The sequence below is a fragment of the Methylobacterium sp. Leaf106 genome (assembly GCF_001422895.1).
GTDB classification, from domain to species: Bacteria; Pseudomonadota; Alphaproteobacteria; order Rhizobiales; family Beijerinckiaceae; genus Methylobacterium; species Methylobacterium bullatum.
In genome coordinates, this window is the sequence record NZ_LMNB01000012.1 from 139,344 (window position 1) to 164,771 (window position 25,428).

Sequence of the window (25,428 nt, forward strand, 5' to 3'; positions counted from 1 at the left end):
CGGTGCGCTCGCGGCACGGCCTTATCGAGCCGCCTATACGTGAGTTTTGTCCGAAAAAGGATCGTCAGCCGTCTCCGTCGCGATCCGGCTTCGCGTCCGATCGCTCACCGGCATCGCCGGTTTCCGCCGCGGCCGTGGCCTGCCCGCGGACCCGCGTCTGGGCCTTGCGGCGCTTCAGGTTGTCTCGCAGGGCCGCCTTCAGCCGTTCGTTGCGCGTGGCGTCGTTCTTCATGGCGATCACTGCGCGACCCTTCGTCGCCAGGGCGAAATACCGGCTTTGCCACCCGGTCTCAACAGGTGCAGAGCTGGAATGCAGGAGTCGACTTGAACCAATTCCAAGTTCGCCTGTATCGTCGGGCTCGTGGCGTCGAAATCAGCACCGTCTGATTCCTTCCGCGCCATGCGAAGCGAGATCCTTGCGCCAGCGGGAATCATGGTCGTCGAGACCCGCAGCGGAGAGTTTGGTGCTTCGGAACAAGCCCTTTGTAACGATGCTGCTGCTGAATGCAGACGAGCGGATGCCGGAGCCGCCGAGAGCGGCGTTGCCATGCGGTCGGCCATAGCGTGAAGGACGGATGCCCGTGAATCGGATGCCCGCGATGACGATGATCAGCGATACGACGACGCCCCGCGATTCCTCGAGCCAGGGATCGTCCACCCGCGCGTCGTTCGGGCAGGGCCGGACCGATTACGAGAGCTACTTCCGCAAGGCCGTGGACCGTCTGCACGACGAGCGCCGCTACCGGGTGTTCGCCGATATCGAGCGGATCGCCGGGCGCTTCCCCACGGCCAACTGGCGCCGTCCGGACGGCAGCACCCGCGAGATCACCGTCTGGTGTTCCAACGACTATCTCGGCATGGGCCAGCATCCGGACGTGGTCTCGGCCATGACCAAGACCGCCGCCCGCTGCGGCGTCGGCGCCGGAGGCACCCGCAACATCGCCGGCAACAATTCGCCGCTGGTGGACTTGGAGCGCGAACTCGCCGATCTGCACGGTAAGGAGGCAGGCCTCGTCTTCACCTCGGGCTACGTCTCGAACCAAGCCGGCATCTCCACCATCGCCAAGCTGATTCCGAACTGTCTGATCCTGTCGGATGCGTTCAACCACAATTCGATGATCGAGGGCGTGCGCCACTCGGGCTGCGAGAAGCGCATCTTCCGCCACAACGATCTCGCCCATCTCGAGGAACTGCTGATCGCCGCCGGGGACCGCCCCAAGCTGATCGCCTTCGAGAGCGTCTACTCGATGGACGGCGACGTCTCCGACATCGCCGCCATCTGCGATCTGGCCGACACATACGGCGCCATGACCTATCTCGACGAGGTCCATGCGGTGGGCCTCTACGGGAATCGCGGCGGCGGCATCGCCGAGCGCGACGGGGTGATGCACCGGGTCGACGTGATCGAGGGGACGCTGGCCAAGGGCTTCGGCTGTGTCGGCGGCTACATCACCGCCTCGACGGTCCTGTGCGACGCCGTGCGCAGCCATGCGCCGGGCTTCATCTTCACCACCGCCCTGCCGCCGGCCATCGCGGCCGCGGCCCGCGCCTCTGTGCGCTACCTCAAGCGCTCGCAGGTGGAGCGGACGGCGCACCAGCGCCAGGCCGCCCTCACCAAGGTCGCGCTGGAAGAGGCGGGCCTGCCGGTGCTCCCCACCGAGACCCATATCGTGCCGGTGATGGTGGGCGATGCCGAGCTGTGCAAGGCGGCGGCCGACCACCTCCTCGAACAGCACGGAATCTACATCCAGCCGATCAACTACCCCACCGTGCCGCGCGGCACCGAGCGCCTGCGGATCACGCCCTCGCCGTTCCACGACGCGGCCCGCATCGCCAGGCTGACGGCGGCGCTCACCGAGACCTGGGACACCCTGGACCTGCCCCGCGCCGGCACCGTGTTCGTCGAGGCGGCGGAGTAGGAAGCGGTCAGTTCAGCCGCCAGAGCGTGACGGTGAGCACCGTCGCGAACGTGACCCAGGCGGCGTAGGGCACGAGCAGCCACGCCGCCAACCGGTCGAAGCGCCAGGACAGGCGGATGGTCCAGAGGATCATCACCAGCATCGCCGCTGCGACGATCCCCGCCCAGCTGAGGGCATGGGCCGAGAAGAAGACCGGCGACCACGCCGCGTTGAGCGCCAGTTGGGCGGCGAAGGCACCGACCGCCAGATTCCAGGCCCGCCGCGTCGGCCCCGTCGCCGGATACGCCCCGAGCAAGCGCCAGAACGACAGCGCGATCATCGCGTAGAGAATCGTCCAGGCCACCGGGAACAGCCAGTTCGGCGGGTTGAAGCCGGGCTTCGTCAGGCCGGCATACCAGCCCTCGATATTGGGCGTGGTGCTGAGAGAGCCGACGACGGACGTCGCCACCACCGGCAGGATGGCGACCGCGAGTCTCGCTATCGGAGAGAGCGGCGAGCGATACGGAATGTGAGACGTGGTCATGCCGATGTCTTACCCGTATCGCGATCCTCCGTTCCGGTGACGTGGGGGCCGAACCCGACGAGATCGTCGAGGGAGATGGCCAGGGCCGAGGCGAGCCTGCGCAGGGTCTCGATCGTCCCCTCCCGTTTCCCCGTCTCGATCTGCGACAGGTAGGCCTGTGCGATGCCGGCTTTGTCCGCGAGAATTGCCGCCGTCATTCCACGATGGTCGCGCCAGACACGGATGCGATTCTCGCCCGAAAGCAGTCGTTCGACGATCGCCGAGGGCACGAGTTCCTCTTCACCAAGGGCCAGCTTGCGCTGGAACTCGGTGACGGCGAGGCGATCCTCCGCATTCTCGGCGGCTTCGAGAAGAGCTTCGTATTCTGCTTCCGGCAACACGACGAGCCGCTCGCCTCCTGCCGTAACGATCGTCTGGGCACCCATGGCGAACCGTCCTGATTCAATCGTATGCGCTGCCGCGAGGCGCGATTCTGATGATGGCGAGGATCTGCCCGTCCTGGGTGAACAGGATTCGCCAGTCGCCGACCCGCAGGCGGTAGACGCCGAGCTGGCCTTTCAGAGCCTTCACGTTGTTGGCCTGAGACGCAGGATTTCCGGCATATTCGTCGATCTTCGTTCGAATGAGTCGCGCTACGTTCGCCGGCATGCGAGCCAGTGCCCTCACGGCATCCTTGCTGTAGGCGACCTGCATCATAACGTTAGCGGATAGCGAAACTCATCGCGGTCGAACATAGCATTCCGCTATTGTTTCGCCACGTCTCTCCCAAGGGTCAAGCGGCCCATCTGCCGGAACGAAACCCATGTCCGAATCCGCCGACGGCCCCTCCTCCGCACATCCCACCCCCCCCTTCACCAAGCGCACCCTGGCCGCGCAGGCCATGGGCCATGTCGATCCGGTGACGCGGGCGGTGGTGGCACCGCTCCATGTCTCGACGACGTTCCTCCGCGATCCCGACAACGGCTACAGTTCGGGCTTCTCCTATGCCCGGCCGGACAACGCCACGACCCGCGAGGCCGAGGCCGTCATCGCGATGCTGGAGGAGGCGGAGGCCGGCGCGATGCTGTTCGGCTCCGGCATGGCGGCGGCGACCGCCGTCTTCTCGGCCCTGGAGCCCGGAGACCACATCGTCGCACCCTTGGTGATGTATTGGGCGCTCAAGCGCTGGCTCCAGCAGGAAGCGCCGCGCCGGGGCTGGGGCCTCGACTTCGTCGCCATGGACGACCTCGACGCCCTGCGCGCCGCGATCAGGCCGGGCACGACGAAGCTCGTCTGGGTGGAGACGCCCGGCAATCCGCTCTGGACCATCACCGACATCGCCGCCGCGGCCGAGATCGCGCACGCGGCGGGGGCGCGTCTGGCCATCGATTCCACCGCCGCCTCGCCGATCCACACGCGGCCCCTGCGGCTCGGGGCCGACATCGTCATGCACTCGGCCACCAAGATCCTGAACGGGCATTCCGACGTGGTCGCCGGTGTCCTGGCCTCGGCCCGCGCCGATGCGTTCTGGGAGCGCATCGCTGCGGACCCTGCCGCTTCGCGTCGCCGCGCAATCGGCTTCCGCCGCAGACCTCGCCCGGCGCTTCTCGGCGCATCCGCGCGTGGCCTCGGTGCTCTATCCCGGCCTGCCGGGCGATCCAGGCCACGCGGTGGCGGCGCGGCAGATGGAGGGCGGCTTCGGCTTCATGCTGTCGATCCGGGTCGCGGCCGGCGAGGAGGCGGCCATCGCCACGGCGGCGCGGGTGCGCCTGTGGAAGCGCGCCACGTCGCTCGGCGGCGTCGAGAGCCTGATCGAGCATCGCGCCTCGGTGGAGGGGCCGTGCACGCCGTGTCCGCCCGATCTCCTGCGGCTCTCCGTGGGAATCGAGCATGTGGACGACCTCTTCGCGGATCTCGACGCGGCGCTGGGCTGATTTCCTCGTCGGTTCTTGGTGCGATCCCGCCCCTCGCGCATTGTGCGAGGGACGGACCGCCGCCGGGCGGTCGCCGCGATGCGAGCGAGGACGACCCGATGCGATACCCTGTTCCCCTCCTGACCGGCGCCCTCGCGCTCGTCGCCCTCACGAATGTGGCCCCGGCCGCCGATGGGCCGCCCACGCTCGACGTTCAGGCGACCTGCAAATCCTCGGTCCGTGCGGAGGCCAGCGTCAGCGACAATGCCACCGTCGAGGGCTGCCTGCGTTCGGAGGAGGCGGCGCGCAAGGAAGCCCAGCGCCGCTGGGGCGATTACTCGCCGGCCGCCAAGACCCAGTGCGAGAAGCAGTTCCAGGCCGGCGGCTTCCCGTCCTACGTGGAGATGGTGACCTGCCTCGAACTGGCCAGCGGCACGGTGCCGACCCAGGGCACCGGACCCGGCGCCGATACCAGCTCCGGCGCCCGGCGCGAGAAGCCGGACGGCAATGCCGGTGCGGCCACCGCCGAGCCCAGGCCGAGCCAGCGCACCAACCCGATCGAGGTGCTGGAGAAACCCTAGCTTATCGGGGCTCCCGCCGGTGCCTGCTCGAAGGCCCGGATCAGTGCGCCTCACACCGGACCTCGGTGGGCCTGACCTACGGGGCAGGAACATTGAGGCGTGGCATGACATGCGGCCGCCGTCTCTCGGCGTCGATCGACCGGGTCCATCTGGACGAGGTCATCGCGTTTCGCGAAGCCACTTCCAGACGTGCTGCACCGTCCCCTGACCGCTGATCTGCTGAACCACCCGACGCTCGACCCGCCAAGCCTGGGGTGGCGCGCCGAAGCGGTTGCGGAAGCTGCGGCTGAGCTGCGAGGCACTGCTGAAGCCGAAGACCTCGGCCAAACGGGCAAGGGTGCGCGTCTCCATCGGATCGGCCAGCGCGTCGCGCATGGCCTTCAGGCGCTCGCCTTGCACGAAGTGCATCACGCCTCCTTCCGGCTCGAACAGCCGGTAGAGCGTGGCCCGCGAGACCCGCATCTGTCCGGCGACGAAGGCGGGCGACAGATCGGACCGGGACAGGTTTTCCCGCACGATCATCCTGGCCAGCGCCATCAGGCCGCCGTCGAGTTCGCGGCCTTCGAGCACGTCCTTGGCCCGCGAGGGATCGAGCAGGCGGCGCAGGAAGCCAACGAACTCGACGGCGAGAGCCGGGGCGTCGTCGGGGCGCGTGGTCGGCAAGCGGCGGTAGAGGTCCAGAATGCGTGCGGCGAGCAACCGGTTGCGGGCCGCATCGAAGAGCATGTCATGGTCCTCGAGCGGTAGCCCGTGGAGGTGGGAGCAGGGGATCACGATGCCGGTCGTATCGGCCCGGTCGAGCATGCCATCGAGCAGATGACGGCGGCCGATGAAGGTCACGGTGCCGGCCGAGGCCGAGACCGCTTTGCCGGCGACGGTGCCCTGAAAGCGGCCGGACCGGTAGAGTTGGACGATGTACTGGTCGGAACCGGCATCGACACGTCGGCGATCGCGCTGGAGCCGCTGGGTCGAGAGCAGGGTGCGATGAGCGACGAGGTCGTCGATCGGATACGCGATGTTGGTGCCGAAAGGCAGGACGGCGGATCGCGTCGTCGGACTGACCTCGTACATCGGCGCCAGGAGTGTGCGCCATCGCTCGAAAGCCTCTCCGGGAGGCAAGCCCGACGTCGTCAGGCAGAAGTACGGCAGGCCCGGTTCAGCCGTCGTGTCGTCTGCACCCAACGAGCCAAATCCTTCGTCACCCGACCCGTCCGAGCCCCGACGTTAGGCATGAAGTCCTTGATGAGGCAACCGAAATGGATGTTGGGGGTCCGTGGAGCGTAAAAGGGTCGCAAGCGGGCGGATGACCGCTCCGGGCGACACCGCGCGCCCGCATCCACGGCAAGATCGGATCGGGTTCGGACCTGGCTTCCAGCCTCTCGCCCCTTCGTCGCCCCTTCGGCCTCATCGCGGCGCGGAGAGGCCGGTTCCTCAGCTCGCCCAGGCTTCCTGATGGAGGCGCAGGCCCCGCTCCTCGCCCCGGCGGACCGAGGCCAGGTCGAGGAGTTCGGGGGCGCGGTCCGTGTCGTCGATGGAGAGGAACAGGCCGTTCCTCTGCGAGGCGCGGCCGAGATCGGCGCGGCTGGTCAGCACGCTGAAGGCCGGGCTCGTGAGGAGCGCAAGGGCCACCGGCCCCATCCACAGGGCGAGCCAGAGGTCGCCCGCATAAACGAGCAGGCCGGCGAGCAGGGCGCCCGCCACCAGGGCGTCCACCTGCAGGCGGATCGCCTCGGACCACGGCACCTGACGGTCGTCGCGTGCCTGCGAATCCCAGCGCACCACGCGGCCGATGAAGGTGGTGGCGACGGCACCCGCGGCAAAGACCGTCATGACCGGCCAGAGCAGCACCCAGACGATCTGTTCGAGCACGGCGCTCTTCAGGAGCGAGGCGGTGCCGCCGAAGGCCGCGCGGCGGGTCGGCGAGGCCAGGACATGGCCGAGGCTGAGAAGCTTCGGCAGGGCCATCACGACGACGACGAGGGCAGCCAGCGCATGGGCGGCGAGGCCCGTCCCGGTGAGCCCATAGGCCAGCAGGCCGAGATCGCCGGTCACGGCGGCCTGGATCGAGGCGGCGGCGAGGAACAGCACCCAGAGCGGGCAGGCGAGGTAGGACAGGATGCCGACGATGAGGTGCCAGCGGCTCGCGGCCCGCAGGCCCGGCAGGGTGGTGACCCGCAGGTGCTGCATGTTGCCCTGGCACCAGCGCCGCTCGCGCCCGAGGAGATCGACGAGGTTCGTCGGCATCTCCTCCCAGGTGCCGCCCATCTCCGGCAGGAGGCGGACCTCCCATCCGGCCCGGCGCAGGAGCGCGCCTTCGACGATGTCGTGGCACAGGATCTCGCCGCCCAGCGGCGCCTTGCCGGGCAGCACCGGCAGTTCGGCATTGTCGGCGAAGGCCGCGACCCGCAGGATCGCGTTGTGGCCCCAATAGCTCCCATCCGCGCCCTGCCAGGTCTCGAGGCAGCGGATCGACAGCGGCGCGTAGAGCCGCACGGCGAATTGCTGGATTCGGGCGAACAGCGTGTCCCGGCCGGTGGCGTAGGAGACGGTCTGGATCAGCCCGACACGGGGGGCTTCCTCCATCAGCCGGGCGAGGCGGCGCATGGCGGCGCCGGTCATCAGGCTGTCGGCATCGAGCACGATCATGAAATCGTACTCGTCGCCGTAGCTCCGACAGAACTCCGCGATGTTGCCGGCCTTGCGGCCCGCATTGTCCTGGCGCCGCCGGTAGCGGAAGCGCGGCAGGCCGGGGCCGTTCAGGCGCGCCCAGGCCTCGATCCGCGCGAATTCATGCTCCTCCACCGCCGCGATGGCGCCGTCGCGCGTATCGGAGAGGACGAAGATGTCGATATCGGACCCGTCGCCGCCGCCACGCTGGAGCGAGCGGGCCATGACGCGAAGGGCGGCGAACACCGCCACCGCATCTTCGGCATGGATCGCCACCACGGCCGCCGTGCGGCTCAGGCCCGAGGCGGTGGCTGGCACCGTGGCCGAGCGGATCTCGATCGCGGATTTGGCGGCATCGCCGAACGCGACCGCCACGAGTCCGTAGACGTATTGCCAGGCGACGAAGGATTGCCACGCCATCACGAGGCCGAACAGGACCAGCACGGCCCAGCCCAAGGCGCCGTCGGGGCGTCCATAGGCGGACACGGCAAGCCACGCGATCGCCGCCGCGGTGACCAGGGCCGGCACCGCCAGCAGGAGCCGCCGCCACAGGAGCGACGGCGCCTCGAACGAGGGCGTCTCGCTCGGCCGGCTCGCGGGAATCACCGGGTCCGGGATTCCGGCTTGGGATGCGTCGTGCGACAACCGGGTGATGGACATGGGGCGATGGACACTCGATCAAGGCTGAGATGGGCCGTCATCCGTCACGACACGAAGGGCATCGATGACACGGGACGACGGTGGAGACGAGCGTTCGGGACGCGAGCCCCTCTCGCGGCGGCAGACCTTGCGAACCGCGCTCGGTCTGACAGCAGGCATCATAATGCCTAGTGCCGTCGACCTGAATACCGCCAGAACGATGGCCGCCGACACTCTCGACCCACCGCGCGACGCGCCGATGACCTTCGAGGGCGTCGTGGCCCAGGCCCGCCGCCTCGCGGCCTCACCCTACCGGCCCGCTCCGGACGATCTCCCGGCCCCGCTCGCCGCCCTCAGCTACGACGGCTACCGCGCGATCACCTTCCGCCCTGACGCGGCCCCTCGCCTCGGTGGTTCGTTCTCGCTGCAACTGTTCCATCGCGGCTTCCTGCAGAAGAAGCGCGTCGCCCTGTTCCTCCAGCCGCCGGACGGGCCGCCGCAGCCGATCCTGTACCAGTCGGGCCTGTTCGATCTCGGCTCCGACCTTGCCGGGCAGGACTTTTCCCGCGATCTCGGCTTTGCCGGCTTCCGGCTGCATCACGCCTTCGACGATAGAAAGCCGGCTCACCAAGAGGAATTCCTGGTCTTCCTCGGCGCCTCGTATTTCCGGCTTCGCGGAAAGACGCAGGAATACGGCCTGTCGGCGCGTGGTGCCGCGATCCAGACCGGCGGTCCCGGAGCGGAGGAGTTTCCGGACTTCACGGCGTTCTGGATCTGCGAGCCGAAGGCCGAGGCCCGCGCCGTCACGATCCTGGCGCTCCTCGATTCGCCGAGCCTCGCGGGCGCCTACCGCTTCGTGGTCGAACCCGGCGAGACCTCGCGGATGGTCGTCACCGCCTCGCTGCATCCCCGCGCCGCGATCCCGCGTCTCGGCCTCGCGCCGCTCACCAGCATGTTCTTGCACGGAGAGAACGGTCCGGGCGCGCGCGGAGCCGCGCCCTTCGACGATTTTAGGCCCCAGGTTCACGATTCCGATGGGCTGGTGGTGGCGACCAAGGACGACCGCCTATGGCGTCCCTTGAGTAACGGACGGCGCGATCCGCAGATCTCGGCGTTCCGGGTCGATTCCCTCGATGGGTTCGGACTTCTCCAGCGCGAGCGAAGCTTTGCCGCCTATCTCGACGTCCAGGCCCGACACGAGGCGCGGCCCGGCCTCTGGGTCACGCCCCAGGCGGGGTTCGGCGCCGGGGCGGTGCAGCTCTTCGAGATCCCGTCCCGCGAAGAGTATATGGACAATATCGTCGCCGCCTTCGTGCCGGACGCACCCGTCACGGCGGGAAGCGCCCTCGACCTCGCCTACACCCTCGCCACCATCGGGGCCGAACCGGACACCGCCGTACTGAGCGCGCTCGCCCGGGTGGTCTCCACCCGTGTCGGTTCGGCCGAGCGCCTGCGGCCGACCACGCCGCCGAGTCCGGAGCGGCGCCTCTACGTCATCGATTTCGAAGGACCGGGCCTGCCCACCGGCCCGGACGGTGACATCGCGGCCGAGGTCTCGGCCAGCGCCGGCGCCATGGTCGATCCGGTGGTGGAGCGGGTGCCCCAGACCGGGGGCTGGCGCCTCTACGTGGAATGGCGCCCGGCGACGCCGTTGCCGCCCGGCGACGTGATCCTGCGGGCGCGCCTCATGCGCGGCGGGCGTCCGATCAGCGAGACCTGGGACAACGCCGCCTGATCGCCGATTTCACGACTTGGCGAGTTGCCGCAGGGATCGGAACGGGAGCACCGGTCGGGGATTCTCAACTTGGAACACCACCAAGTTGCGGAGCCGCCCGGTTCCCTCAAGGCCATCGAAGCGCCTCGGGGCGCGGCATCCGCCATCCCCCGGAGCAGCACCCTTGGCGATCGAGTCCCCCTACCTGCGCTACACGCCCGCCGTCGAGACCCCTGACGCCGACGAGGCCGAGACCAGCCGGTCCCTGAACGAGACCATGCGCTCCATCAGCGAGACGACCCTCGCCCATGGCGGTCATGCCATCCGCAGCGTCCACGCCAAGGCGCATGGCGCCTTGAGGGCCGAGTTGGAGGTGGCGCCCGGCCTATCCCCCGAACTGGCGCAGGGCCTGTTCGCGAAGCCGGGGCGCTACCCCGTGGTGATGCGCTTCTCGACCATTCCGGGCGACATCCTGGACGACAGCGTCTCCACCCCGCGCGGGGTGGCGATCAAGATCGTCGGTGTCGAGGGCGAGCGTCTCGAAGGCTCGGAAGGGGATGCCACGCAGGATTTCGTGCTCGTCAACGGCCCGGCCTTCTCCGCACCCGGACCGAAGCAGTTCCTGGCGACCCTGAAGCTCCTCGCCAAAACCACGGATCGGGCGGAGGGGCTCAAGAAGGTCGCCTCGGCGGCGTTGCGCGGCGTGCAGAGCGCGGTCGTGGCGGCCACCGGTTCGCCGAGCCCGGCCCTGGCGACGCTGGGCGGACAGCCCGAGACGCATATCCTGGGCGACAGCTTCTACAGCCAGGTTCCGCTGCGCTTCGGCGATCACATCGCCAAGATCGCGCTCGTCCCGGTCTCGCCGGACCTGACGGCGCTCACCGACAAGCCGCTGGACGACACGAGCGCCCCCAACGCGATCCGCGAGGCGGTGCTGGAGCATGTCCGCACCCATGGCGGCACCTGGGAGTTGCGGGCGCAGCTCTGCCTGAACCTCGACGACATGCCGGTGGAGGACGCCTCCGTGGTCTGGTCGGAGGCAGCGAGCCCCTACCGCACCATCGCCACCCTCACCGCCGCTCCGCAGACGAGCTGGAGCGAGGCCCGCGCGGCTTTCGTCGATGACGGCCTGTCGTTCAGCCCGTGGCACGGGCTGGCTGCGCACCGGCCGCTGGGCGGCATCATGCGCATGCGCAAATCGGCCTACGAGATGGGCAAGCGCTTCCGGGCCGAGACAAACGGCCGCCGCATCGAGGAGCCGAGGAACCTCGACTCACTCCCGGAGTGATGCCGGACGTTGCCGTGATGCGACAGGGCGGCGGCGATGGTCGATGCGGGAACATCTCGCCATTGACCCTCCCGGCGCGGCCGACCTAGCCTGACGATGACGGTTCCTCTCCGGAGGATCAAAAGGGAACGCGGTGAGGATCTTGCATCCGAAGCCGCGGCTGCCCCCGCAACTGTAAGCGGCGAGCCCATCATCAACACGTCACTGGATGCTCCGGTATCTGGGAAGACGATGAGAGGGCGGTGACCCGCGAGCCAGGAGACCTGCCGTCAGTCGTGGTCACACGCGAAACGCATCGGGCGGGGTGTCTTGGTGGGGTGTCGGGGCGTTCGCATGTCGCGAACGCATCGGCTTCGTTCGCGGTGACGTGCCACTGCCGTCGCCCGAGGTTTCGCCCGTGTCCGCCCATCCTCCACGCGCTCTCCATCCCCTCCTCGTCCTCGCGCTGCTGACATCCGCGTCACCGGTCCTCGCCCAGTCCGGCGCGGCGACCACCGCCGAGGCGACCCTCGACGAACTTTCCGTGGCCGCCGACCTGCGTCCGCCCCCCGCTGCCGGTCCCGGCCTCGGCGGGGCCACGGGCGGAACCGGCGGGGCCGAAGCGTTCGGCGCCCTGTCCGCTCCCGCGCTGACGTCGAGTTCCGGCGTCATCACCGGCAAGGCCCTCAACGACCGGCCGGTCACCCGCCCCGGCGAGGTACTGGAAGCCGTGCCCGGCCTCATCGTCACGCAGCATTCCGGCGAGGGAAAAGCCAACCAGTACTTCCTGCGCGGCTTCAACCTCGACCACGGCAGCGACATCGCCATCACCATCGACGGCATGCCCGCCAACATGCGCACCCATGGCCACGGCCAGGGCTATGCCGACATCAACTTCCTCATTCCCGAGCTCGTCGGCGCGGTGGAGTTCCACAAGGGGCCGTATTTCGCCCGCGACGGGGATTTCGCCTCCGCCGGCTCGGTGCGGATCGACACGATCGACGCGGTGCCCCGCCCTCTCGCGCTCACATCCATCGGCAGCTTCGGCTACAAGCGGGCGCTCACCATCGCCTCCGCACCCCTCGGGGAGGGAACGCTCCTCGCCGCCGGCGAGGCTCAGGTCTATGACGGCCCCTGGGTGGTGCCGGACGACATCCGAAAGCTCAACGGCGTCCTCCGCTACAGCCAGGGCACCGCCCTCGACGGGTTCTCCCTCACCGGCATGGCCTATTCCAACCGCTGGACGGCGACGAACCAGATTCCGCAGCGGGCCATCTCGGAAGGCCTGATCGGCCGCTTCGGCACCCTCGACCCCAGCGATGGGGGCGATGCGAGCCGCTTCTCCCTGTCGGGCCGCTGGAGCCGGTCGGACGACGGCGGGGTCACCCGCGCCAGCGCCTATGTCCTCCGCTCGAACCTCAACCTGTTCAACAACTTCACCTATTTCCTCAACGATCCGGTCAACGGCGACCAGTTCCGCCAGCTCGACAGCCGCACCGTCGCCGGCGGCGAGATCGCCAGGGTGTTCAAGGGTGAGCTGTTCGGTCTCGCCATGGAGAACGAGATCGGCGTGCAGGCGCGGTTCGACGACATCCATGTGGGCCTGTTCAACACGCGGGCGCGCACCTCCCTCTCCACCGTGCGCGACGACCGCGTGCAGGAGGGCAGCGCCGCCCTCTACTTTGAGAACCGCCTGCGCTGGACCGACTGGCTGCGCACCAGCGTCGGCCTGCGCGCCGACGCCTACGACGCCACCGTGAGATCGAACAATCCGTTGAATTCGGGCCATGCGCGGGACGGCATCGTCAGCCCCAAGCTCGGCGTCGTGTTCGGCCCCTGGATCGGGACCGAGCTGTTCGTGAATTACGGCGAGGGCTTCCATTCCAACGACGCCCGGGGCGCGACCATCACGGTCGATCCGGGCAATCCCCTGTTCCCCCTCGACCGGGTGCCCCTGCTGGTGCGCTCGGTGGGCTCGGAAGTGGGCCTCCGCAACCGTTCCATCGCCGGCCTCGAATCGACGGTGACTCTGTTCCAGCTCGATTTCGACTCCGAAAACCTGTTCGTGGGTGATGCCGGCACCACCGAGCCGAGCCGCCCGAGCCGGCGCACCGGCATCGAGTGGACCAACCACTACGCGGTGACGCCCTGGCTCGCGCTCGATGCCGACCTCACCGTCACCCATGCGCGCTTTGCCGACCGCGACCCTGCGGGGAGCCGCATCCCCGCCGCCCCCACCGCCATCGCGGCCGCCGGCTTTACGCTGGGCGAGTCGCTGGGCTGGTTCGGTACGCTACGGCTTCGCTATTTCGGCCCACGCCCGCTCATCGAGGACAATTCCGTCCGCTCGAAGCCCACCACCCTGGTGAACGGCCGCATCGGCTACAATTTCGACAACGGCGTCACGGTGCAGCTCGACATCCTCAACCTGCTCAACGTCAAGGCGAGCCAGATCGACTATTTTTACGAGTCGCGGCTGCGGGGAGAGCCGGCGGGCGGGGTGGCGGACACGCATCTGCATCCAGTGGAGCCGATGGCCGTGCGGTTGACGGTGGCGGGGCGGTTTTGAGGAATGGGAGCGGGTTGCGGGCAGCCAAGCCGCTCTCCGGTCATGCTCATGGCAGCGATCCGGGCCGGAGATACGCGAACATGTGAGGCACATAGTCGGCTTTGCCGAGCGCGATGCCGTGATGTCGCAAGATGGCGTAGGCGGTGATGACGTGGAAGTAGAACTGAGGCAGAGCCCAATCCCGAGCGTATTGTTCGCCGCTCATATCGAACGTGATGTTGCCCGGAAGCTCGATCGCGATCTGCAGGGTCGCTCCGGCATCGAGAGCATCGTCCGGGAAGCCGTCCAGATGCGCCAATGCGTCGGCGATACGAGCCCGTGCATCCGCCATTGATCCGGGCACCTCGCCGGCATTGCGCCCTTCGGCTGCCACGGCGGCGAGCGATGGGGGAATGTCCTCACCACGAAGGCGGAACGTCGCCTCCTGGGCTTGGTAGGCGGCAAAGCATACTTGTGACGCCAACGGATACATGTCCTGTGCCAGACGCGCCGAAAGCAGACCATCGGCCTGATCCACCCTCTGATGCTCCGCCTTGTCCAGCAGCTCGGCCAGCGTCTGCAGCATGTTCCTATAGGTCGGTACCAGAAGGTTAGTCAGCGACATAATTAGTCTCGCGGTGACGGCTAATTTCGGGCTTATCCTATTTCCGAGAGAGCAAACACTATGAATCAAAGCCCACTTCTTCCCACTCCGACCTCTGCGGCCCTACAGCCCGCTTGCGTACCACCAACTCTCCCATAAGAAGAACATCTGCGCGTCTTCCCATGTCCACCTCCGTCGTGAGAACGCTGCTCCGGCTGTCGATGTCCTTGCGCCTGACCGTGGAGGAACGGTTCCGGGGGAGGATGAGACCGATGATGGGGTGCAATGGGTGAGGCGTCGGAGATTCGGAGCGCGGCCGACTCGGTGGTGGAGCTCTATCAGGAGCACGCTACCGCCTGGATCAAACGGCGTGGAAACGACCATCTCGAACGATCATGGCTGGATGCGTTCCTCACGGCTATGCCGCGGAACGGACGTGACGTTCTGGATATCGGCTGTGGTGCCGGCCAACCGATTGCGGGCTATCTGATCGAGAAAGACTGTCGTCTCACCGGGGTGGACGGTGCCACGGCATTGATCGACATCGCGAGCGAGCACTTTCCTGATCAGACATGGCTCACGGCCGACATGCGCGCCTTGCCGCCGCTGCCGCGATTCCATGGGCTCGTCGCTTGGCACAGCCTCTTCCACCTGAAAGCCGACGACCAGCGGCCGATGTTCGAAACCTTCGGCCGCCTTGGCCATCCTGACGCGACCCTGCTTTTCACCTCCGGTCCCGCACAAGGTGAAGTTATGGGCCTTTTCGAGGGGCGACCGCTGTATCATGCCAGTCTCGACGCGGCCGAGTATCGCCATCTGTTGCAAGCCAACGGCTTTAAGGTGCTCAAGCATGTCGAAAACGATCCGACCTGCGGCGGAGCAACGATCTGGCTGGCTCAAAAGGTGCCGAATGCTGGTTGTTAGGGCTCACCCAGAAGAGACGGGTTCGCCCCCGCCTTTATGTCGGATTCGGCGTCATGGCCCCACGGCCCGCTTCCGCACCACCATCTCCCCCCGGAACAAGAACTTCTGCGCGCGCTTGCCCGTGTCCACCTCCGTGGTGAACACGTTGCCCTTGCTGTCCACGGCGAGGTTGTGGACCCAGTGGAAGTCGCCGGCCATGCGGCCGTTGCGGCCGAAGGTGCCGAGCACTTCGCCGGTGTCGCGCTTGAGGGTGCGGACCTCGTTGTTGGCGCCGTCCGCGTTGAGGAGGTAGGTCTGGTCGGGGTCGGGCCAGAGCGCCAGTTCCCAGACCGAGCCGTTGGCGCGGGTGTTTGTCTCCACGAAGAACTCCTTCACGAAGCTGCCGTCGCGGCGGAACACCTGGACCCGGTCATTGGCCCGGTCGCAGACATAGACCAGCCCGTCGCGGGCGATCTGGACGCAATGGACCGGGTTGCGGAATTGCTGGGCCGGCGCGGCGGCCGGGTCGTAGGCGGGAAGGGCTTCGTCGGTGGGCGGCTTGCCGTAGGCGCCCCACATCCGCTTGAACGCCCCGGTCTCGGCATCGAACACGATGACCCGGTGGTTGTAATAGCCGTCGGCCACGAAGAGTTCGTTGGTCTCCGGGTCCACCTGCATGGCGGCGGGGCGGCCAAGGCGGGTGGTGTCGAGGCTGTTGGTCTGGGGACCCTGCTTGCCGATCTGCAGGACGAATTTGCCCTCCGGCGTGAATTTCAGGATCAGACCGTCCTGCTCGCCGTTGCCGGCGAGCCAGACGAAGCCCTTGTGGTCGATATGGATGCCGTGCTCGTTCTGCGGCCAGTCATAGCCTTCGCCCGGCCCGCCCCATGACCTGACGAGGGTGCCCGCCTGATCGAAGACGAGCACGGGCGGAGCGGGGTGGCAGCATTTGGTGCGCGGCGGCGTGAGGCTGGCGGCCTTCTCGTCATCGGTGAGGGAGCGCGGGCGCTGCACCACCCAGATCCGGTCCTCGGCATCCACCGCGACGCCGGAGGCCTGACCCATGATCCAGTCGTTCGGCAGCGGCTTCGGCCAGGCCGGATCGACCTGGAAGGTCGGGGGTTCCGCCGAGGCCGCCCCCGCGAAGGCGACGACGAGCGCGGCCAGAGCAAGCCTGAGCCTCATGGCATTTCTCTCCCAAACCCGTTTTTTGTTGAAGTAAGTCTCCGCCGGGCCGGGGCCTTTGTCCATCGACCGCACCTGACCGATCGGTATCGACACGCGGCATTTGTCACGAGGATCGGCCTTCGAGAATCCACCGGATCACCCCTCCGGTTTGACCGCTCTCCGGCCCGGCCTGTAGACACCGCGGCCCCTTCACGCGCGCGAGGAATCCATGGCCGCCATCACTGCAACCATCGCGGCGGAGCTCAAGGTCGCCGAGCGGCAGGTCGCTGCGGCCGTCGAGCTTCTCGATGGCGGGTCGACGGTGCCGTTCATCGCGCGCTACCGCAAGGAGGTCACCGGCGGCCTCGACGATTCCCAGCTTCGCGATCTGGAGGAGCGCCTCGCCTATCTGCGCGACCTGGAGGCGCGCCGCGCCGCCATCCTCGACAGCATCGACGGGCAGGGCAAGCTCGACCCGGCCTTGAAGGCGCGCATCCTCGCCGCCGACACCAAGGCGCGTCTCGAAGACCTCTACCTGCCGTTCAAGGTGAAGCGCCGCACCAAGGCGCAGGCCGCCCGCGAGGCCGGGCTCGGCCCCCTGGCCGAGGCGCTGCTCGCCCATCCCGAGCGCGCACCGGAACAGGCCGCCGCCGCCTTCGTCGATGCGGGCAAGGGCGTCGCCGATGTCGAGGCCGCGCTGGAGGGCGCGCGCACCATCCTGATCGAGCGGTTCGGCGAAGACCCGGAACTGGTGGGAAGCTTGCGCGACACGGTCTGGCAGCGCGGCCGGATGACCTCCACCGTCAAGAAGGGCAAGGAGGCGGCGGGCGAGAAGTTCGCCGACTATTTCGATTTCTCCGAACCGCTCACGCGCCTGCCCTCGCACCGCATCCTGGCTTTGTACCGGGGCGAGAAGGAGGACATCCTCGACCTCGACATCACCGATGCCCCCGGCGACGTGGCCGAGAAGGGCGTGCCCACCTGGCAGGAACTGCGCATCGCCCGCGCCTTCCGCATCGGCGATCACGGCCGGCCGGGGGACCGTTTCCTGATGGAGACCGTGCGCCGGACCTGGCGCACCAAGCTGAAACCCGCCCTCGACACCGACCTGCGCGGACGCTTGAAACAGGTGGCCGAGACCGGCGCGGTGAGCGTCTTTGCCGGCAACCTGCGTGACCTGCTGCTCGCCGCCCCCGCCGGTGCCCGGCCGACCCTCGGCCTCGATCCGGGGTTCCGGACCGGGGTGAAGGTCGCGGTGGTGGATGCCACCGGCAAGGTCGCGGCCACCGACGTGATTTACCCGCACGAGCCGCGCCGCGACTGGAACGGCGCCCTCGTCGCGCTGGCCAAACTCTGCCGCGCCCATAAGGTCGAGCTCATCGCCATCGGCAACGGCACCGCCTCGCGGGAGACCGACAAGCTCGCTGCCGAACTCATCGCCAAGCAGCCGGAGATGAAGCTCACCAAGGTGATGGTGTCGGAGGCCGGCGCCTCGGTCTATTCGGCCTCCGCCTATGCCAGCGCCGAATTGCCGGGCCTCGACGTGACCCTGCGCGGGGCGGTCTCCATCGCCCGGCGCCTGCAGGACCCGCTCGCCGAACTGGTGAAGATCGAGCCGAAGGCCATCGGCGTCGGGCAGTACCAGCACGATCTCGGCGAGGGTCAGCTCTCCAAGGCCCTCGATGCGGTGGTGGAGGATTGCGTGAACGGCGTCGGCGTCGACGTGAACATCGCCTCCGCGCCCCTGCTCGCCCGCGTCTCCGGCCTCTCCGAGCGGGTGGCGGCCAACATCGTGACGACGCGGGACGAGAAGGGGCCGTTCCGCACCCGCGCCAGCCTCAAGAAGGTCGCCGGCCTCGGCCCCAAGGCCTACGAGCTCGCCGCCGGCTTCCTGCGCATCCGCGACGGCGACGATCCCCTCGATGCGTCGGGCGTGCATCCGGAGGCCTATCCGGTGGTGCGCCGCATCCTCGCCGCCGCCGGGCAGCCCATCCAGGTCGTCATCGGCAACGGCCCCGTCCTGAAGAGCCTCGACCCGAAGCGCTTCACCGACGAGACCTTCGGCCTGCCCACGGTCACCGACATTCTGTCGGAATTGGAAAAGCCCGGCCGCGACCCGCGCCCGGCCTTCAAGACCGCGACCTTCCAGGACGGGGTGGAGAAGATCTCGGACCTCAAACCCGGCATGCGCCTCGAAGGTGTCGTGACCAATGTCGCCGCCTTCGGTGCCTTCGTGGATATCGGCGTCCACCAGGACGGTCTCGTCCACATCTCGGTCCTGGCCGACCGGTTCGTGAAGGACCCCCGCGAGGTGGTGAAGCCCGGCGACGTGGTCCAGGTGCGCGTCGTCGAGGTGGATGCCAACCGCAAGCGCATCGCGCTCAGCATGCGCTCGGAGGAAGCGGGCGCGCCGCGACCGGGGCGACAGGAGGAGCGCTCTTCCTCACGCCCCCAGCAGAGACCCGCGCCGGCCCCGGCGCCACGCGGCCCGGCCCCCGACGGGGCCATGGCCGAGGCCCTGCGCCGGGCGGCGGAGGGCAAGGACCGGGGACGCCGCTGACGGCGGCGTGCGTCTCCTCTCCCAGGAGACGATTTCGGGTACCTCGGGCGCGATCCGGACCCAGGCATAGGCTCTGAATCCCGTGATCGGGCTCTCGGCTGGACGGTGAGCGGTCATCGCGCCGTTCATGCCAAATGTTTCGCTGGGACCGTTTCCCGGCATCCGGCACGTCGCGTAAAGACCTCCGCCTGTCGCTGGCCCGAGCGGTGAAGAGGATTCCAAGAGCTGCTTATCGTTGCGTATTCGGATTTGATTAACTTAGCGATCAAACAAGACAATCGGGTCAAGGCCGATATCGTTCGTGCGGCGTTGGTGGGCTGCACGAGTGTAAGGGACGATCATTTTCTTACACTTCGCTTTTTAACGGAAGTGAAAATCGACGATGATTCACCAACTCGTCTATTATAGCCGTAACGTCGTGCAGGGTAACGACCGCGCAATGCTCACGAATTTGCGGGACATCGTTTCCGCTTCTCAGCGCAATAATAGCAGAGACGGAATCACCGGCTTCCTCATTTTCGACAAGACGTGGTTCATCCAGATTCTGGAGGGTGAGCAAGCCCAGGTGAGTGCCACCTATACTCGGATTGCACGCGACCCGCGCCACGCCACCGCAACCATCATGGATGCGCGCAATGTTCAGAGCCGCTCCTTCCCCAACTGGACCATGGGCGGCGCGATGCGAACGCCGGAGGTGGAAGAAGTCTACCTGCAGCACGGTATCGGAAGCGCGATCGAGCCGACACGCCTGAAGAGCGCTCACGTCATCAATCTCGCCCTCGATCTTCAGGCCTTCGATGCGGCCAAGCGTCAGGCGCAGCGTCTCGCCAGCTAGCCCCGGCACCCGAGGGTTCGCAGAGTGCACGGACGGCCATGGGTTTTGCTCGTCACCGTCTGGATGATCTGCAGAACCGGCCGTGACGGCCGAGACGGGATCGGCGGCTCAACACGCCGCCACGTTCACCGCGAGGCCGCCGAGCGAGGTCTCCTTGTACTTCGCCTGCATGTCGTGGCCGGTCTGGCGCATGGTCTCGATGACCTCGTCGAGGCTGACCCGGTGGATGCCGTCGCCGCGCAAAGCCAGGGAGGCGGCCACCACCGCCTTGTTGGCCCCGAAGGCGTTGCGCTCGATGCAGGGGATCTGGACGAGGCCGCCGATCGGGTCGCAGGTCATGCCCAGATGGTGCTCCATGGCGATCTCGGCGGCGTTCTCGATCTGCAGGGTCGAGCCGCCGAGCAGCGCGGCCAGACCCGCCGCCGCCATGGCCGCCGCCGAGCCGACCTCCCCCTGGCAGCCGACCTCCGCGCCGGAGATCGAGGCGCGGCTCTTGATGAGACCTCCGATGGCGGCGGCCACCAGCAGGAATTCGCGGCCGCGCTCGTCCGACCAGCCGGGGCAGAAGTCGCGGGCGTAGCGCAGGACGGCCGGGACGATCCCGGCGGCGCCGTTGGTGGGGGCGGTCACCACCCGGCCGCCGGCGGCGTTCTCCTCGTTCACCGCGAGGGCGAACAGGCTGATCCAGTCCATGATCTCGTGGGCCGGCCGGGCGTTGAGGTGGCGGTTGGCTTCCAGGTCCTCGAACAGCTTCTTGGCCCGCCGCCGCACCTTGAGGCCGCCGGGCAGTTCGCCGGTCTGGCGAAGCCCCCGGTCGATACAGGCGAACATCGCGTCGCGGATGGCGTCCAACCCCTCGTCGATGGCCTCGCGGCTGCGGCTCGCGCCCTCGTTGGCGCGCTGGACCTGGGCGATGGAGAAGCCGGTGCGCAGGCACGTGGCCAGGAGATCGGCGGCGCTGGCATAGGGCAGCGGAAACTCCACCGCCTCGCCCGCGCGGACCTCCTCCTCGCCGACGACGAAGCCGCCGCCGATGGAATAGCAGGTGACCGTGTCGAGGACCGTGCCCTGACTGTCGAGGGCGCGGAAGCGCATGCCGTTGGTGTGCACCGGCAGGACCTCGGTGAAGTTGAAGACGAGATCGCTCTCGAGGGCGAAGGCCGGGCCGCCGAGGCCGAGCCGGCCCGTCCTCTTCGCCTCGGCCACGTACTCGTCCACCCGGTCGGGGTCGATGGCGGAGGGGCTATGGCCGAGGAGGCCGAGGAGGATGGCGACATCGGTCCCGTGCCCGCGCCCGGTCCAGGCGAGGGAGCCGAAGATCTCGGCGCGGATGCGGGCGAGGCCGGGACGCCGCCGCGTCCGCTCGCGGAAATCGAAGGCCGCCACCATCGGCCCCACCGTGTGCGAACTCGACGGGCCGATCCCGATCTTGAACAGGTCGAAGGCGCTGATCATCGGTCCCGGTCCGTCTCATCCGCAACAGCGCGCGGCGTCGCGACCGCTCGTCTCATCGGCCTGATCTGAAGATCGGGCCTCGTCTTCGCAAGTGCGAAGCCAGTTCCAAGACGGCGGGATCATTCCTTGCCGGCCACCTCGTTGTCGTCGCGGGCGCGGTGCAGCAGGAAGATCGAGATCACCATGGTGAGGATGAGCCCGGACAGCACCCCGAGTTCGATCATGGAGGCGCGGAACAGCGCCTCGCGCTCGGCCGTCATCGGCGCGTGCATCACCTCGGAGGATTGCAGGGTGATGACGAGGACGCGCCGGATCGAGGCGATCAGCCCGACGATGAGGAAGGGCTCGCAGGTGAGCCGCCCCGAGCGCATCGAGACCCGCACCGTGTGCAGGATCTCCACCAGCATCAGCAGGAACAGCAGGCTGTCGACGATCTTGAGGAGTTCGCCCGAACCCCCGAGATGGCGAATCGCTCCGAAAAGCAGGCCCGTCGCGTCGATGAGCGCCAGGATCGCCGTCCCGGCGAGGAGCAGGCCGAGGGCGGCATAGACGGCGTGTTCGGTGTGAAGGAAGACGAAGGCCGAGATCCGGGTCAGCCGGCCTTCCTGCTCGCTGTCTTGCGCCATGTCTCGCCTCCCTTTCCTTCAACTGTCGCGAAGGAGGCGAGAGTCCAGGCTCGGTGCCGGGATTCGTGCGTCAGTGGAAGAACGGCAGAACGTGCGGCGCGTAGAGGCCGAAGCCCAGCATCACGAGGCCGGCAAGGCCCAGGAACCCGCCCGCCAGCGTCAGCGCGGCGATGCCGGTGATGACCTGGGCCGAGGCGAGCACGATGCCGATCTGGAAGGCGGCCGAGCCGAACTCGTAATGGTGGTAGCGATGGAGCGCGAGGTCGCGGTGCTCCTGCGAGGCCCGCGCCTTCTCCTGCAGTTCCTTGCGCCCGTCGCCGGTGGCGGGGTCGGATTCCCAGCGGGCCATGGTCTTGGCCCATTCGGCGCGCTTGGCCGCGATGGCCGGTGCGTTGGCCGTCTCCGGCGGGATCAGGGCGAGGGTCTCGTCGGCGGTCTTGAGGATGGTGCCGCGGATGGTGCGGGCCTGGTAATAGGCCCATTGGTTGGAGGATTCGACATTGGCGCTGAGCGCTTCCGTCTGCGCACCCTTGGCCAGGGTCTCGGCCAGCGCCAGGAACAGCGCCAGCACCGAGATCAGCAGCGCGACCTTCTTGTTCGAGCCTTCGATGGCTCCATGACCCGACATGCCGGATGCTCCCTCTCGATTTCGACGGCGGGAGTCACAGCCGATCCGCGGAGGAAGCGCAACCGTTTCCTCCGCGGTGCCGCTGCCGCCCCGTCAATCCTTGAAGACGTAGCCGGCATTGATCGTCAGGCCGACCTTGCGGCCGGCGGCGAGGCGGTGGGTGTCGGAGGCCTCCACCACCACGGTCTTGCCCTCGGAGCGGTCCACCTCGATCCGCTGGCGGCCCTGGCTGCGATAGGAGGAGCGGACATGGCCTTCGAGATGGGCCTGGTCGGGCTCGGCGAATTGCAGCTGCCACGGCCTCGCATAGAGCTTGACCGGGCCGACGAGGCCGGGCGGTGCCTTCACCGGGGTGAGGCGACCGTTGACGCGGACCTCGCTCCCCTGGGCGATGGCCTCCACCTCGATCGTGTCGCCGAGGAACTTCAGCACGGTGGAGGAGACCGGGTTTTCCTGGACTTCGTCCGGGGTTCCGATCTGTTCGAGGCGGCCCTTGGACAGGACGGCGACGCGGTCCGAGAGTTCTAGCGCCTCGTCCTGGTCGTGGGTCACGAAGATCGTGGTCTGGCCGGTGCGGTCGTGGATCTCGCGCAGCCAGCGGCGCAGGTCCTTCCTCACCTGGGCGTCGAGGGCGCCGAAGGGCTCGTCCAGCAGCAGCACGCGGGGCTCCACGGCCAGAGCGCGCGCCAGCGCGATGCGCTGGCGCTGGCCGCCGGAGAGCTGCGACGGGTAGCGGTCGGCGAAGCCCGAGAGCTTGATGAGGTCGAGGAGATCGCCGACCCGGCGCTTGATCTCGGCCTTGGCCGGCCGGTCCGCGCGCTTGCGGGCGTTGAGGCCGTAGGCGATGTTCTCGGCCACGCTCATATGCTTGAACAGGGCATAGTGCTGGAACACGAAGCCGACGGCGCGCTCCTGCACCGGAACGCGGGTGGCATCGTCGGCGCCGAAGATGATCCGCCCGCGATCGGGAAAATCGAGCCCGGCGATGATGCGCAGCAGCGTGGTCTTGCCCGAGCCCGAAGGGCCGAGCAGCGCCAGCAGCTCGCCCGCCCGCACGTCGAGGGAGAGGTCGTGCAGCACCGCCGCGGTGTCGAAGGTCTTCGACAGCCCCTCGACCCGGATCGCCGTGGACGATCCCACCGGGTCAGTGGCCCCGTGCGCCGGCTGCGATCTCGGCGCTGAAGCGCCATTCGAGAAGGGATTTGACGAGGAGGGTGACAAGAGCGAGGCCGGCAAGGAGGGAAGCGACGGCGAAAGAGGCAACGAAGTTGTACTCATTGTAGAGGATCTCCACGTGGAGCGGCAGCGTGTTTGTCAATCCGCGGATGTGGCCCGAGACCACCGACACCGCGCCGAATTCACCCATCGCCCGGGCGTTGCAGAGGAGCACGCTGTAGAGCAGCCCCCAGCGGATGTTGGGCAGCGTCACCGTCCGGAAGGCGTGCCAGCCGGAGGCGCCGAGGGTCAGCGCGGCTTCCTCCTCCGCCGTCCCCTGCTCCTGCATCAGCGGGATCAGCTGGCGGGCGACGAACGGGAAGGTGACGAAGATCGTGGCGAGCACGATGCCGGGAACGGCGAAGATGATCTGGATGTCGTGCGCGAGCAGCCACGGGCCGAGGACCCCTTGAGCGCCGAAGACGAGCACGTAGATCAGGCCCGAGACCACCGGCGAGACCGAGAACGGCAGGTCGATGAGGGTCACGAGCAGGTTCTTGCCGCGGAATTCGAACTTGGCGATGGCCCAGGAGGCCATGACGCCGAAGACGAGGTTGAACGGCACGGCGATGGCTGCGGTCAGCAGGGTGAGGCGGATCGCCGAGCGGGCATCCGTTTCGGAGAAGGCGGCGAGATAGGCCGACCAGCCCTTGGCGAAGGCCTGGATGAACACCGTCACCAGGGGCAGCACCAGGAACAGGGCGAGGAAGACCACCGCGATCCCGATCAGCAGCGCGCGGACGGCGAGGCCTTCGGTGACCACGCTCCCGGCGCGGGCGGGGGGCTGGGTGGTGGCGAGGGCGCTAGACATATCCGAATCTCCTGCGGCTCCAGGCCTGGATCAGGTTGATGGCCAGCAGCGTCACGAACGAGATGCCGAGCATGATCGTCGCGATGGCGCAGGCGCCCCCGTAATCGAACTCGGAGAGCTTGATGACGATGAGGAGCGGCGCGATCTCGGAGACGTAGGGCAGGTTGCCGGCGATGAAGATGATCGAGCCGTATTCCCCGACGCCGCGGGCGAAGGCGAGGGCGAAGCCCGTGAGCACCGCCGGGATCAGCGGCGGCACCACCACCTTGATGAGGGTGTGCCAGCGATCGGCGCCGAGGGTGGCCGAGGCCTCCTCGATCTCCTTGTCGATTTCCTCGATGAGGGGCTGCACCGTCCGCACGGCGAAGGGCAGGCCGATGAAGACCATGGCGATGTAGATGCCCACCGGCGTGTAGGCGGCCTCGATCCCGAGCTTGGCGAGCTGCTCGCCGACGAGACCGTTGGGCGCATAGAGGGAGGCCAGGGCGATGCCGGCGACGGCGGTGGGCAGGGCGAAGGGCAGGTCCACCACCGCGTCCACGATCTTGCGGCCGGGGAACCGGTAGCGGGTCAGCACCCAGGCGATGAGGAAGCCGAAGACCGAGGCGGTGAGCGCGGCGAGGAGCGACACGCCGAAACTCACGCGCAGGGCGCTGGCGACGCGCGGATCGGTGGCCACCTCCCAGATCCCCCACAGGCCGAGGCCGGAGGCGCGGGCGACGAGGGCGGCGAGCGGCAGCAGCACGATGATGCCGAGGCAGGTCAGGGTGTAGCCGAAGGTGATGCCGAAGCCCGGAATCACGCTGGGCTGACGGAAGCGTCGTCTCGGACGCAGAGGGGGCTCTGCCATGGGGTGGTCCTGAAGTGGGTCGCC

General features: G+C 68.1%; 22 protein-coding genes, 1 pseudogene and 1 riboswitch. Of the genes and pseudogenes, 9 read left to right on the forward strand and 14 right to left on the reverse strand.

What is annotated here, in order from left to right:
• Positions 1-64: 64 nt before the first annotated feature.
• Positions 65-232 carry a hypothetical protein gene (locus tag ASF34_RS23085; protein ID WP_200913237.1) on the reverse strand — a complete coding sequence of 56 codons (168 nt, stop codon included), beginning with the start codon at positions 230-232 and terminating at the stop codon, positions 65-67.
• A 343-nt stretch (positions 233-575) separates the two neighbouring features.
• Between ASF34_RS23085 and hemA the strand changes: the two genes are divergently transcribed.
• Positions 576-1,919, forward strand: coding sequence for a 5-aminolevulinate synthase (hemA, locus tag ASF34_RS08600; protein ID WP_056160558.1), 1,344 nt, complete (start codon positions 576-578; stop codon positions 1,917-1,919).
• A gap of 7 nt (positions 1,920-1,926) precedes the next feature.
• Here hemA and ASF34_RS08605 read toward each other — a convergent pair whose 3' ends face one another.
• The 3 genes from ASF34_RS08605 to ASF34_RS08615 are packed head-to-tail and all read right to left on the reverse strand — an operon-like array spanning position 1,927 to position 3,138.
• On the reverse strand, positions 1,927-2,442 hold the full coding sequence (locus ASF34_RS08605; RefSeq protein ID WP_056160560.1) for a TspO/MBR family protein: 516 nt from the start codon (positions 2,440-2,442) through the stop codon (positions 1,927-1,929).
• Entirely contained in the window at positions 2,439-2,867 is a 429-nt protein-coding gene (locus tag ASF34_RS08610; RefSeq protein ID WP_018045962.1) for a helix-turn-helix domain-containing protein, read from the reverse strand. Before ASF34_RS08610 ends, ASF34_RS08605 begins: the two co-directional genes overlap by 4 nt.
• A 16-nt stretch (positions 2,868-2,883) precedes the next feature.
• On the reverse strand, positions 2,884-3,138 hold the full coding sequence (locus tag ASF34_RS08615) for a type II toxin-antitoxin system RelE family toxin (protein WP_056160562.1): 255 nt from the start codon (positions 3,136-3,138) through the stop codon (positions 2,884-2,886).
• Between the two features lie 106 nt (positions 3,139-3,244).
• Between ASF34_RS08615 and ASF34_RS08620 the strand changes: the two are divergent.
• Together ASF34_RS08620 and ASF34_RS08625 are read left to right on the forward strand one after the other, a co-directional pair.
• Positions 3,245-4,355 (forward strand): annotated as a pseudogene (locus ASF34_RS08620) (trans-sulfuration enzyme family protein).
• A gap of 98 nt (positions 4,356-4,453) precedes the next feature.
• Positions 4,454-4,915, forward strand: a complete 462-nt coding sequence (locus ASF34_RS08625) for a hypothetical protein (protein WP_056160564.1) — start codon at positions 4,454-4,456, stop codon at positions 4,913-4,915.
• A 159-nt stretch (positions 4,916-5,074) separates the two neighbouring features.
• Here the strand turns inward: ASF34_RS08625 and ASF34_RS08630 are convergent, their stop codons facing one another.
• Both ASF34_RS08630 and mdoH read right to left on the reverse strand, forming a co-directional pair.
• Positions 5,075-6,097 carry a helix-turn-helix domain-containing protein gene (locus ASF34_RS08630; protein WP_244474588.1) on the reverse strand — a complete coding sequence of 341 codons (1,023 nt, stop codon included), beginning with the start codon at positions 6,095-6,097 and terminating at the stop codon, positions 5,075-5,077.
• A gap of 249 nt (positions 6,098-6,346) precedes the next feature.
• On the reverse strand, positions 6,347-8,242 hold the full coding sequence (gene mdoH / locus ASF34_RS08635) for a glucans biosynthesis glucosyltransferase MdoH (RefSeq protein WP_156465673.1): 1,896 nt from the start codon (positions 8,240-8,242) through the stop codon (positions 6,347-6,349).
• A 238-nt stretch (positions 8,243-8,480) separates the two neighbouring features.
• Here mdoH and ASF34_RS08640 point away from each other — a divergent pair, with 238 nt between their 5' ends.
• The 3 genes from ASF34_RS08640 to ASF34_RS08650 all read left to right on the forward strand — a co-directional run bounded on the left by ASF34_RS08640 (position 8,481) and on the right by ASF34_RS08650 (position 13,771).
• Complete coding sequence (locus ASF34_RS08640; protein WP_026176309.1) at positions 8,481-9,956, forward strand: glucan biosynthesis protein; 1,476 nt, start codon at positions 8,481-8,483, stop codon at positions 9,954-9,956.
• Positions 9,957-10,119: 163 nt separating this feature from the next.
• Entirely contained in the window at positions 10,120-11,223 is a 1,104-nt protein-coding gene (locus ASF34_RS08645) for a catalase family protein (RefSeq protein ID WP_056160566.1), read from the forward strand.
• An 83-nt stretch (positions 11,224-11,306) separates the two neighbouring features.
• A riboswitch (cobalamin riboswitch) is annotated at positions 11,307-11,508 on the forward strand.
• 112 nt (positions 11,509-11,620) lie between these two features.
• Positions 11,621-13,771: a TonB-dependent receptor gene (locus ASF34_RS08650; RefSeq protein ID WP_056160568.1), complete on the forward strand. Its 2,151-nt coding sequence runs from the start codon at positions 11,621-11,623 to the stop codon at positions 13,769-13,771.
• A 46-nt stretch (positions 13,772-13,817) separates the two neighbouring features.
• Here the strand turns inward: ASF34_RS08650 and ASF34_RS08655 are convergent, their stop codons facing one another.
• Complete coding sequence (locus tag ASF34_RS08655) at positions 13,818-14,375, reverse strand: DUF1993 family protein (RefSeq protein WP_056160571.1); 558 nt, start codon at positions 14,373-14,375, stop codon at positions 13,818-13,820.
• 264 nt (positions 14,376-14,639) lie between these two features.
• Between ASF34_RS08655 and ASF34_RS08660 the strand changes: the two genes are divergently transcribed.
• Positions 14,640-15,278: a class I SAM-dependent DNA methyltransferase gene (locus ASF34_RS08660; RefSeq protein WP_056160573.1), complete on the forward strand. Its 639-nt coding sequence runs from the start codon at positions 14,640-14,642 to the stop codon at positions 15,276-15,278.
• Between the two features lie 51 nt (positions 15,279-15,329).
• Here ASF34_RS08660 and ASF34_RS08665 read toward each other — a convergent pair whose 3' ends face one another.
• Positions 15,330-16,442 carry a hypothetical protein gene (locus ASF34_RS08665; RefSeq protein WP_056160574.1) on the reverse strand — a complete coding sequence of 371 codons (1,113 nt, stop codon included), beginning with the start codon at positions 16,440-16,442 and terminating at the stop codon, positions 15,330-15,332.
• A gap of 211 nt (positions 16,443-16,653) precedes the next feature.
• On the opposite strand from ASF34_RS08665, the gene ASF34_RS08670 reads away from it, so the two are divergent.
• Both ASF34_RS08670 and ASF34_RS08675 read left to right on the forward strand, forming a co-directional pair.
• The gene (locus ASF34_RS08670) at positions 16,654-18,984 is read left to right on the forward strand and encodes a Tex family protein (protein WP_056160576.1); all 2,331 of its coding nucleotides are present in this window, start codon (positions 16,654-16,656) and stop codon (positions 18,982-18,984) included.
• A gap of 382 nt (positions 18,985-19,366) precedes the next feature.
• Positions 19,367-19,819 carry a BLUF domain-containing protein gene (locus ASF34_RS08675; protein ID WP_056143771.1) on the forward strand — a complete coding sequence of 151 codons (453 nt, stop codon included), beginning with the start codon at positions 19,367-19,369 and terminating at the stop codon, positions 19,817-19,819.
• 108 nt (positions 19,820-19,927) lie between these two features.
• Here ASF34_RS08675 and ASF34_RS08680 read toward each other — a convergent pair whose 3' ends face one another.
• The 6 genes from ASF34_RS08680 to cysT form a co-directional block, all read right to left on the reverse strand.
• Positions 19,928-21,274, reverse strand: a complete 1,347-nt coding sequence (locus ASF34_RS08680) for an L-serine ammonia-lyase (protein ID WP_018045977.1) — start codon at positions 21,272-21,274, stop codon at positions 19,928-19,930.
• Positions 21,275-21,393: 119 nt separating this feature from the next.
• Positions 21,394-21,900, reverse strand: coding sequence for a phosphate-starvation-inducible PsiE family protein (locus ASF34_RS08685; RefSeq protein WP_056160579.1), 507 nt, complete (start codon positions 21,898-21,900; stop codon positions 21,394-21,396).
• Between the two features lie 70 nt (positions 21,901-21,970).
• The gene (locus ASF34_RS08690; protein WP_018045979.1) at positions 21,971-22,528 is read right to left on the reverse strand and encodes a DUF4337 domain-containing protein; all 558 of its coding nucleotides are present in this window, start codon (positions 22,526-22,528) and stop codon (positions 21,971-21,973) included.
• A 93-nt stretch (positions 22,529-22,621) separates the two neighbouring features.
• Complete coding sequence (locus ASF34_RS08695) at positions 22,622-23,668, reverse strand: sulfate/molybdate ABC transporter ATP-binding protein (protein ID WP_018045980.1); 1,047 nt, start codon at positions 23,666-23,668, stop codon at positions 22,622-22,624.
• A gap of 4 nt (positions 23,669-23,672) precedes the next feature.
• Entirely contained in the window at positions 23,673-24,554 is an 882-nt protein-coding gene (cysW, locus tag ASF34_RS08700) for a sulfate ABC transporter permease subunit CysW (RefSeq protein WP_056160580.1), read from the reverse strand.
• The gene (cysT, locus tag ASF34_RS08705) at positions 24,547-25,404 is read right to left on the reverse strand and encodes a sulfate ABC transporter permease subunit CysT (RefSeq protein ID WP_026176312.1); all 858 of its coding nucleotides are present in this window, start codon (positions 25,402-25,404) and stop codon (positions 24,547-24,549) included. The genes cysW and cysT overlap by 8 nt, the downstream gene beginning before the upstream one ends.
• Positions 25,405-25,428 lie beyond the last annotated feature (24 nt).

Excerpts from the sequence above, each read along its gene's own strand:
- ASF34_RS23085 (WP_200913237.1), bottom strand. The coding sequence starts at position 232 with ATGAAGAACGACGCCACGCGCAACGAACGGCTGAAGGCGGCCCTGCGA.
- hemA (WP_056160558.1), top strand. The coding sequence starts at position 576 with ATGCCCGTGAATCGGATGCCCGCGATGACGATGATCAGCGATACGACG.
- ASF34_RS08605 (WP_056160560.1), bottom strand. The coding sequence starts at position 2,442 with ATGACCACGTCTCACATTCCGTATCGCTCGCCGCTCTCTCCGATAGCG.
- ASF34_RS08610 (WP_018045962.1), bottom strand. The coding sequence starts at position 2,867 with ATGGGTGCCCAGACGATCGTTACGGCAGGAGGCGAGCGGCTCGTCGTG.
- ASF34_RS08615 (WP_056160562.1), bottom strand. The coding sequence starts at position 3,138 with ATGATGCAGGTCGCCTACAGCAAGGATGCCGTGAGGGCACTGGCTCGC.
- ASF34_RS08625 (WP_056160564.1), top strand. The coding sequence starts at position 4,454 with ATGCGATACCCTGTTCCCCTCCTGACCGGCGCCCTCGCGCTCGTCGCC.
- mdoH (WP_156465673.1), bottom strand. The coding sequence starts at position 8,242 with ATGTCCATCACCCGGTTGTCGCACGACGCATCCCAAGCCGGAATCCCG.
- ASF34_RS08640 (WP_026176309.1), top strand. The coding sequence starts at position 8,481 with ATGACCTTCGAGGGCGTCGTGGCCCAGGCCCGCCGCCTCGCGGCCTCA.
- ASF34_RS08655 (WP_056160571.1), bottom strand. The coding sequence starts at position 14,375 with ATGTCGCTGACTAACCTTCTGGTACCGACCTATAGGAACATGCTGCAG.
- ASF34_RS08660 (WP_056160573.1), top strand. The coding sequence starts at position 14,640 with ATGGGTGAGGCGTCGGAGATTCGGAGCGCGGCCGACTCGGTGGTGGAG.
- ASF34_RS08665 (WP_056160574.1), bottom strand. The coding sequence starts at position 16,442 with ATGAGGCTCAGGCTTGCTCTGGCCGCGCTCGTCGTCGCCTTCGCGGGG.
- ASF34_RS08670 (WP_056160576.1), top strand. The coding sequence starts at position 16,654 with ATGGCCGCCATCACTGCAACCATCGCGGCGGAGCTCAAGGTCGCCGAG.
- ASF34_RS08675 (WP_056143771.1), top strand. The coding sequence starts at position 19,367 with ATGATTCACCAACTCGTCTATTATAGCCGTAACGTCGTGCAGGGTAAC.
- ASF34_RS08680 (WP_018045977.1), bottom strand. The coding sequence starts at position 21,274 with ATGATCAGCGCCTTCGACCTGTTCAAGATCGGGATCGGCCCGTCGAGT.
- ASF34_RS08685 (WP_056160579.1), bottom strand. The coding sequence starts at position 21,900 with ATGGCGCAAGACAGCGAGCAGGAAGGCCGGCTGACCCGGATCTCGGCC.
- ASF34_RS08690 (WP_018045979.1), bottom strand. The coding sequence starts at position 22,528 with ATGTCGGGTCATGGAGCCATCGAAGGCTCGAACAAGAAGGTCGCGCTG.
- cysW (WP_056160580.1), bottom strand. The coding sequence starts at position 24,554 with ATGTCTAGCGCCCTCGCCACCACCCAGCCCCCCGCCCGCGCCGGGAGC.
- cysT (WP_026176312.1), bottom strand. The coding sequence starts at position 25,404 with ATGGCAGAGCCCCCTCTGCGTCCGAGACGACGCTTCCGTCAGCCCAGC.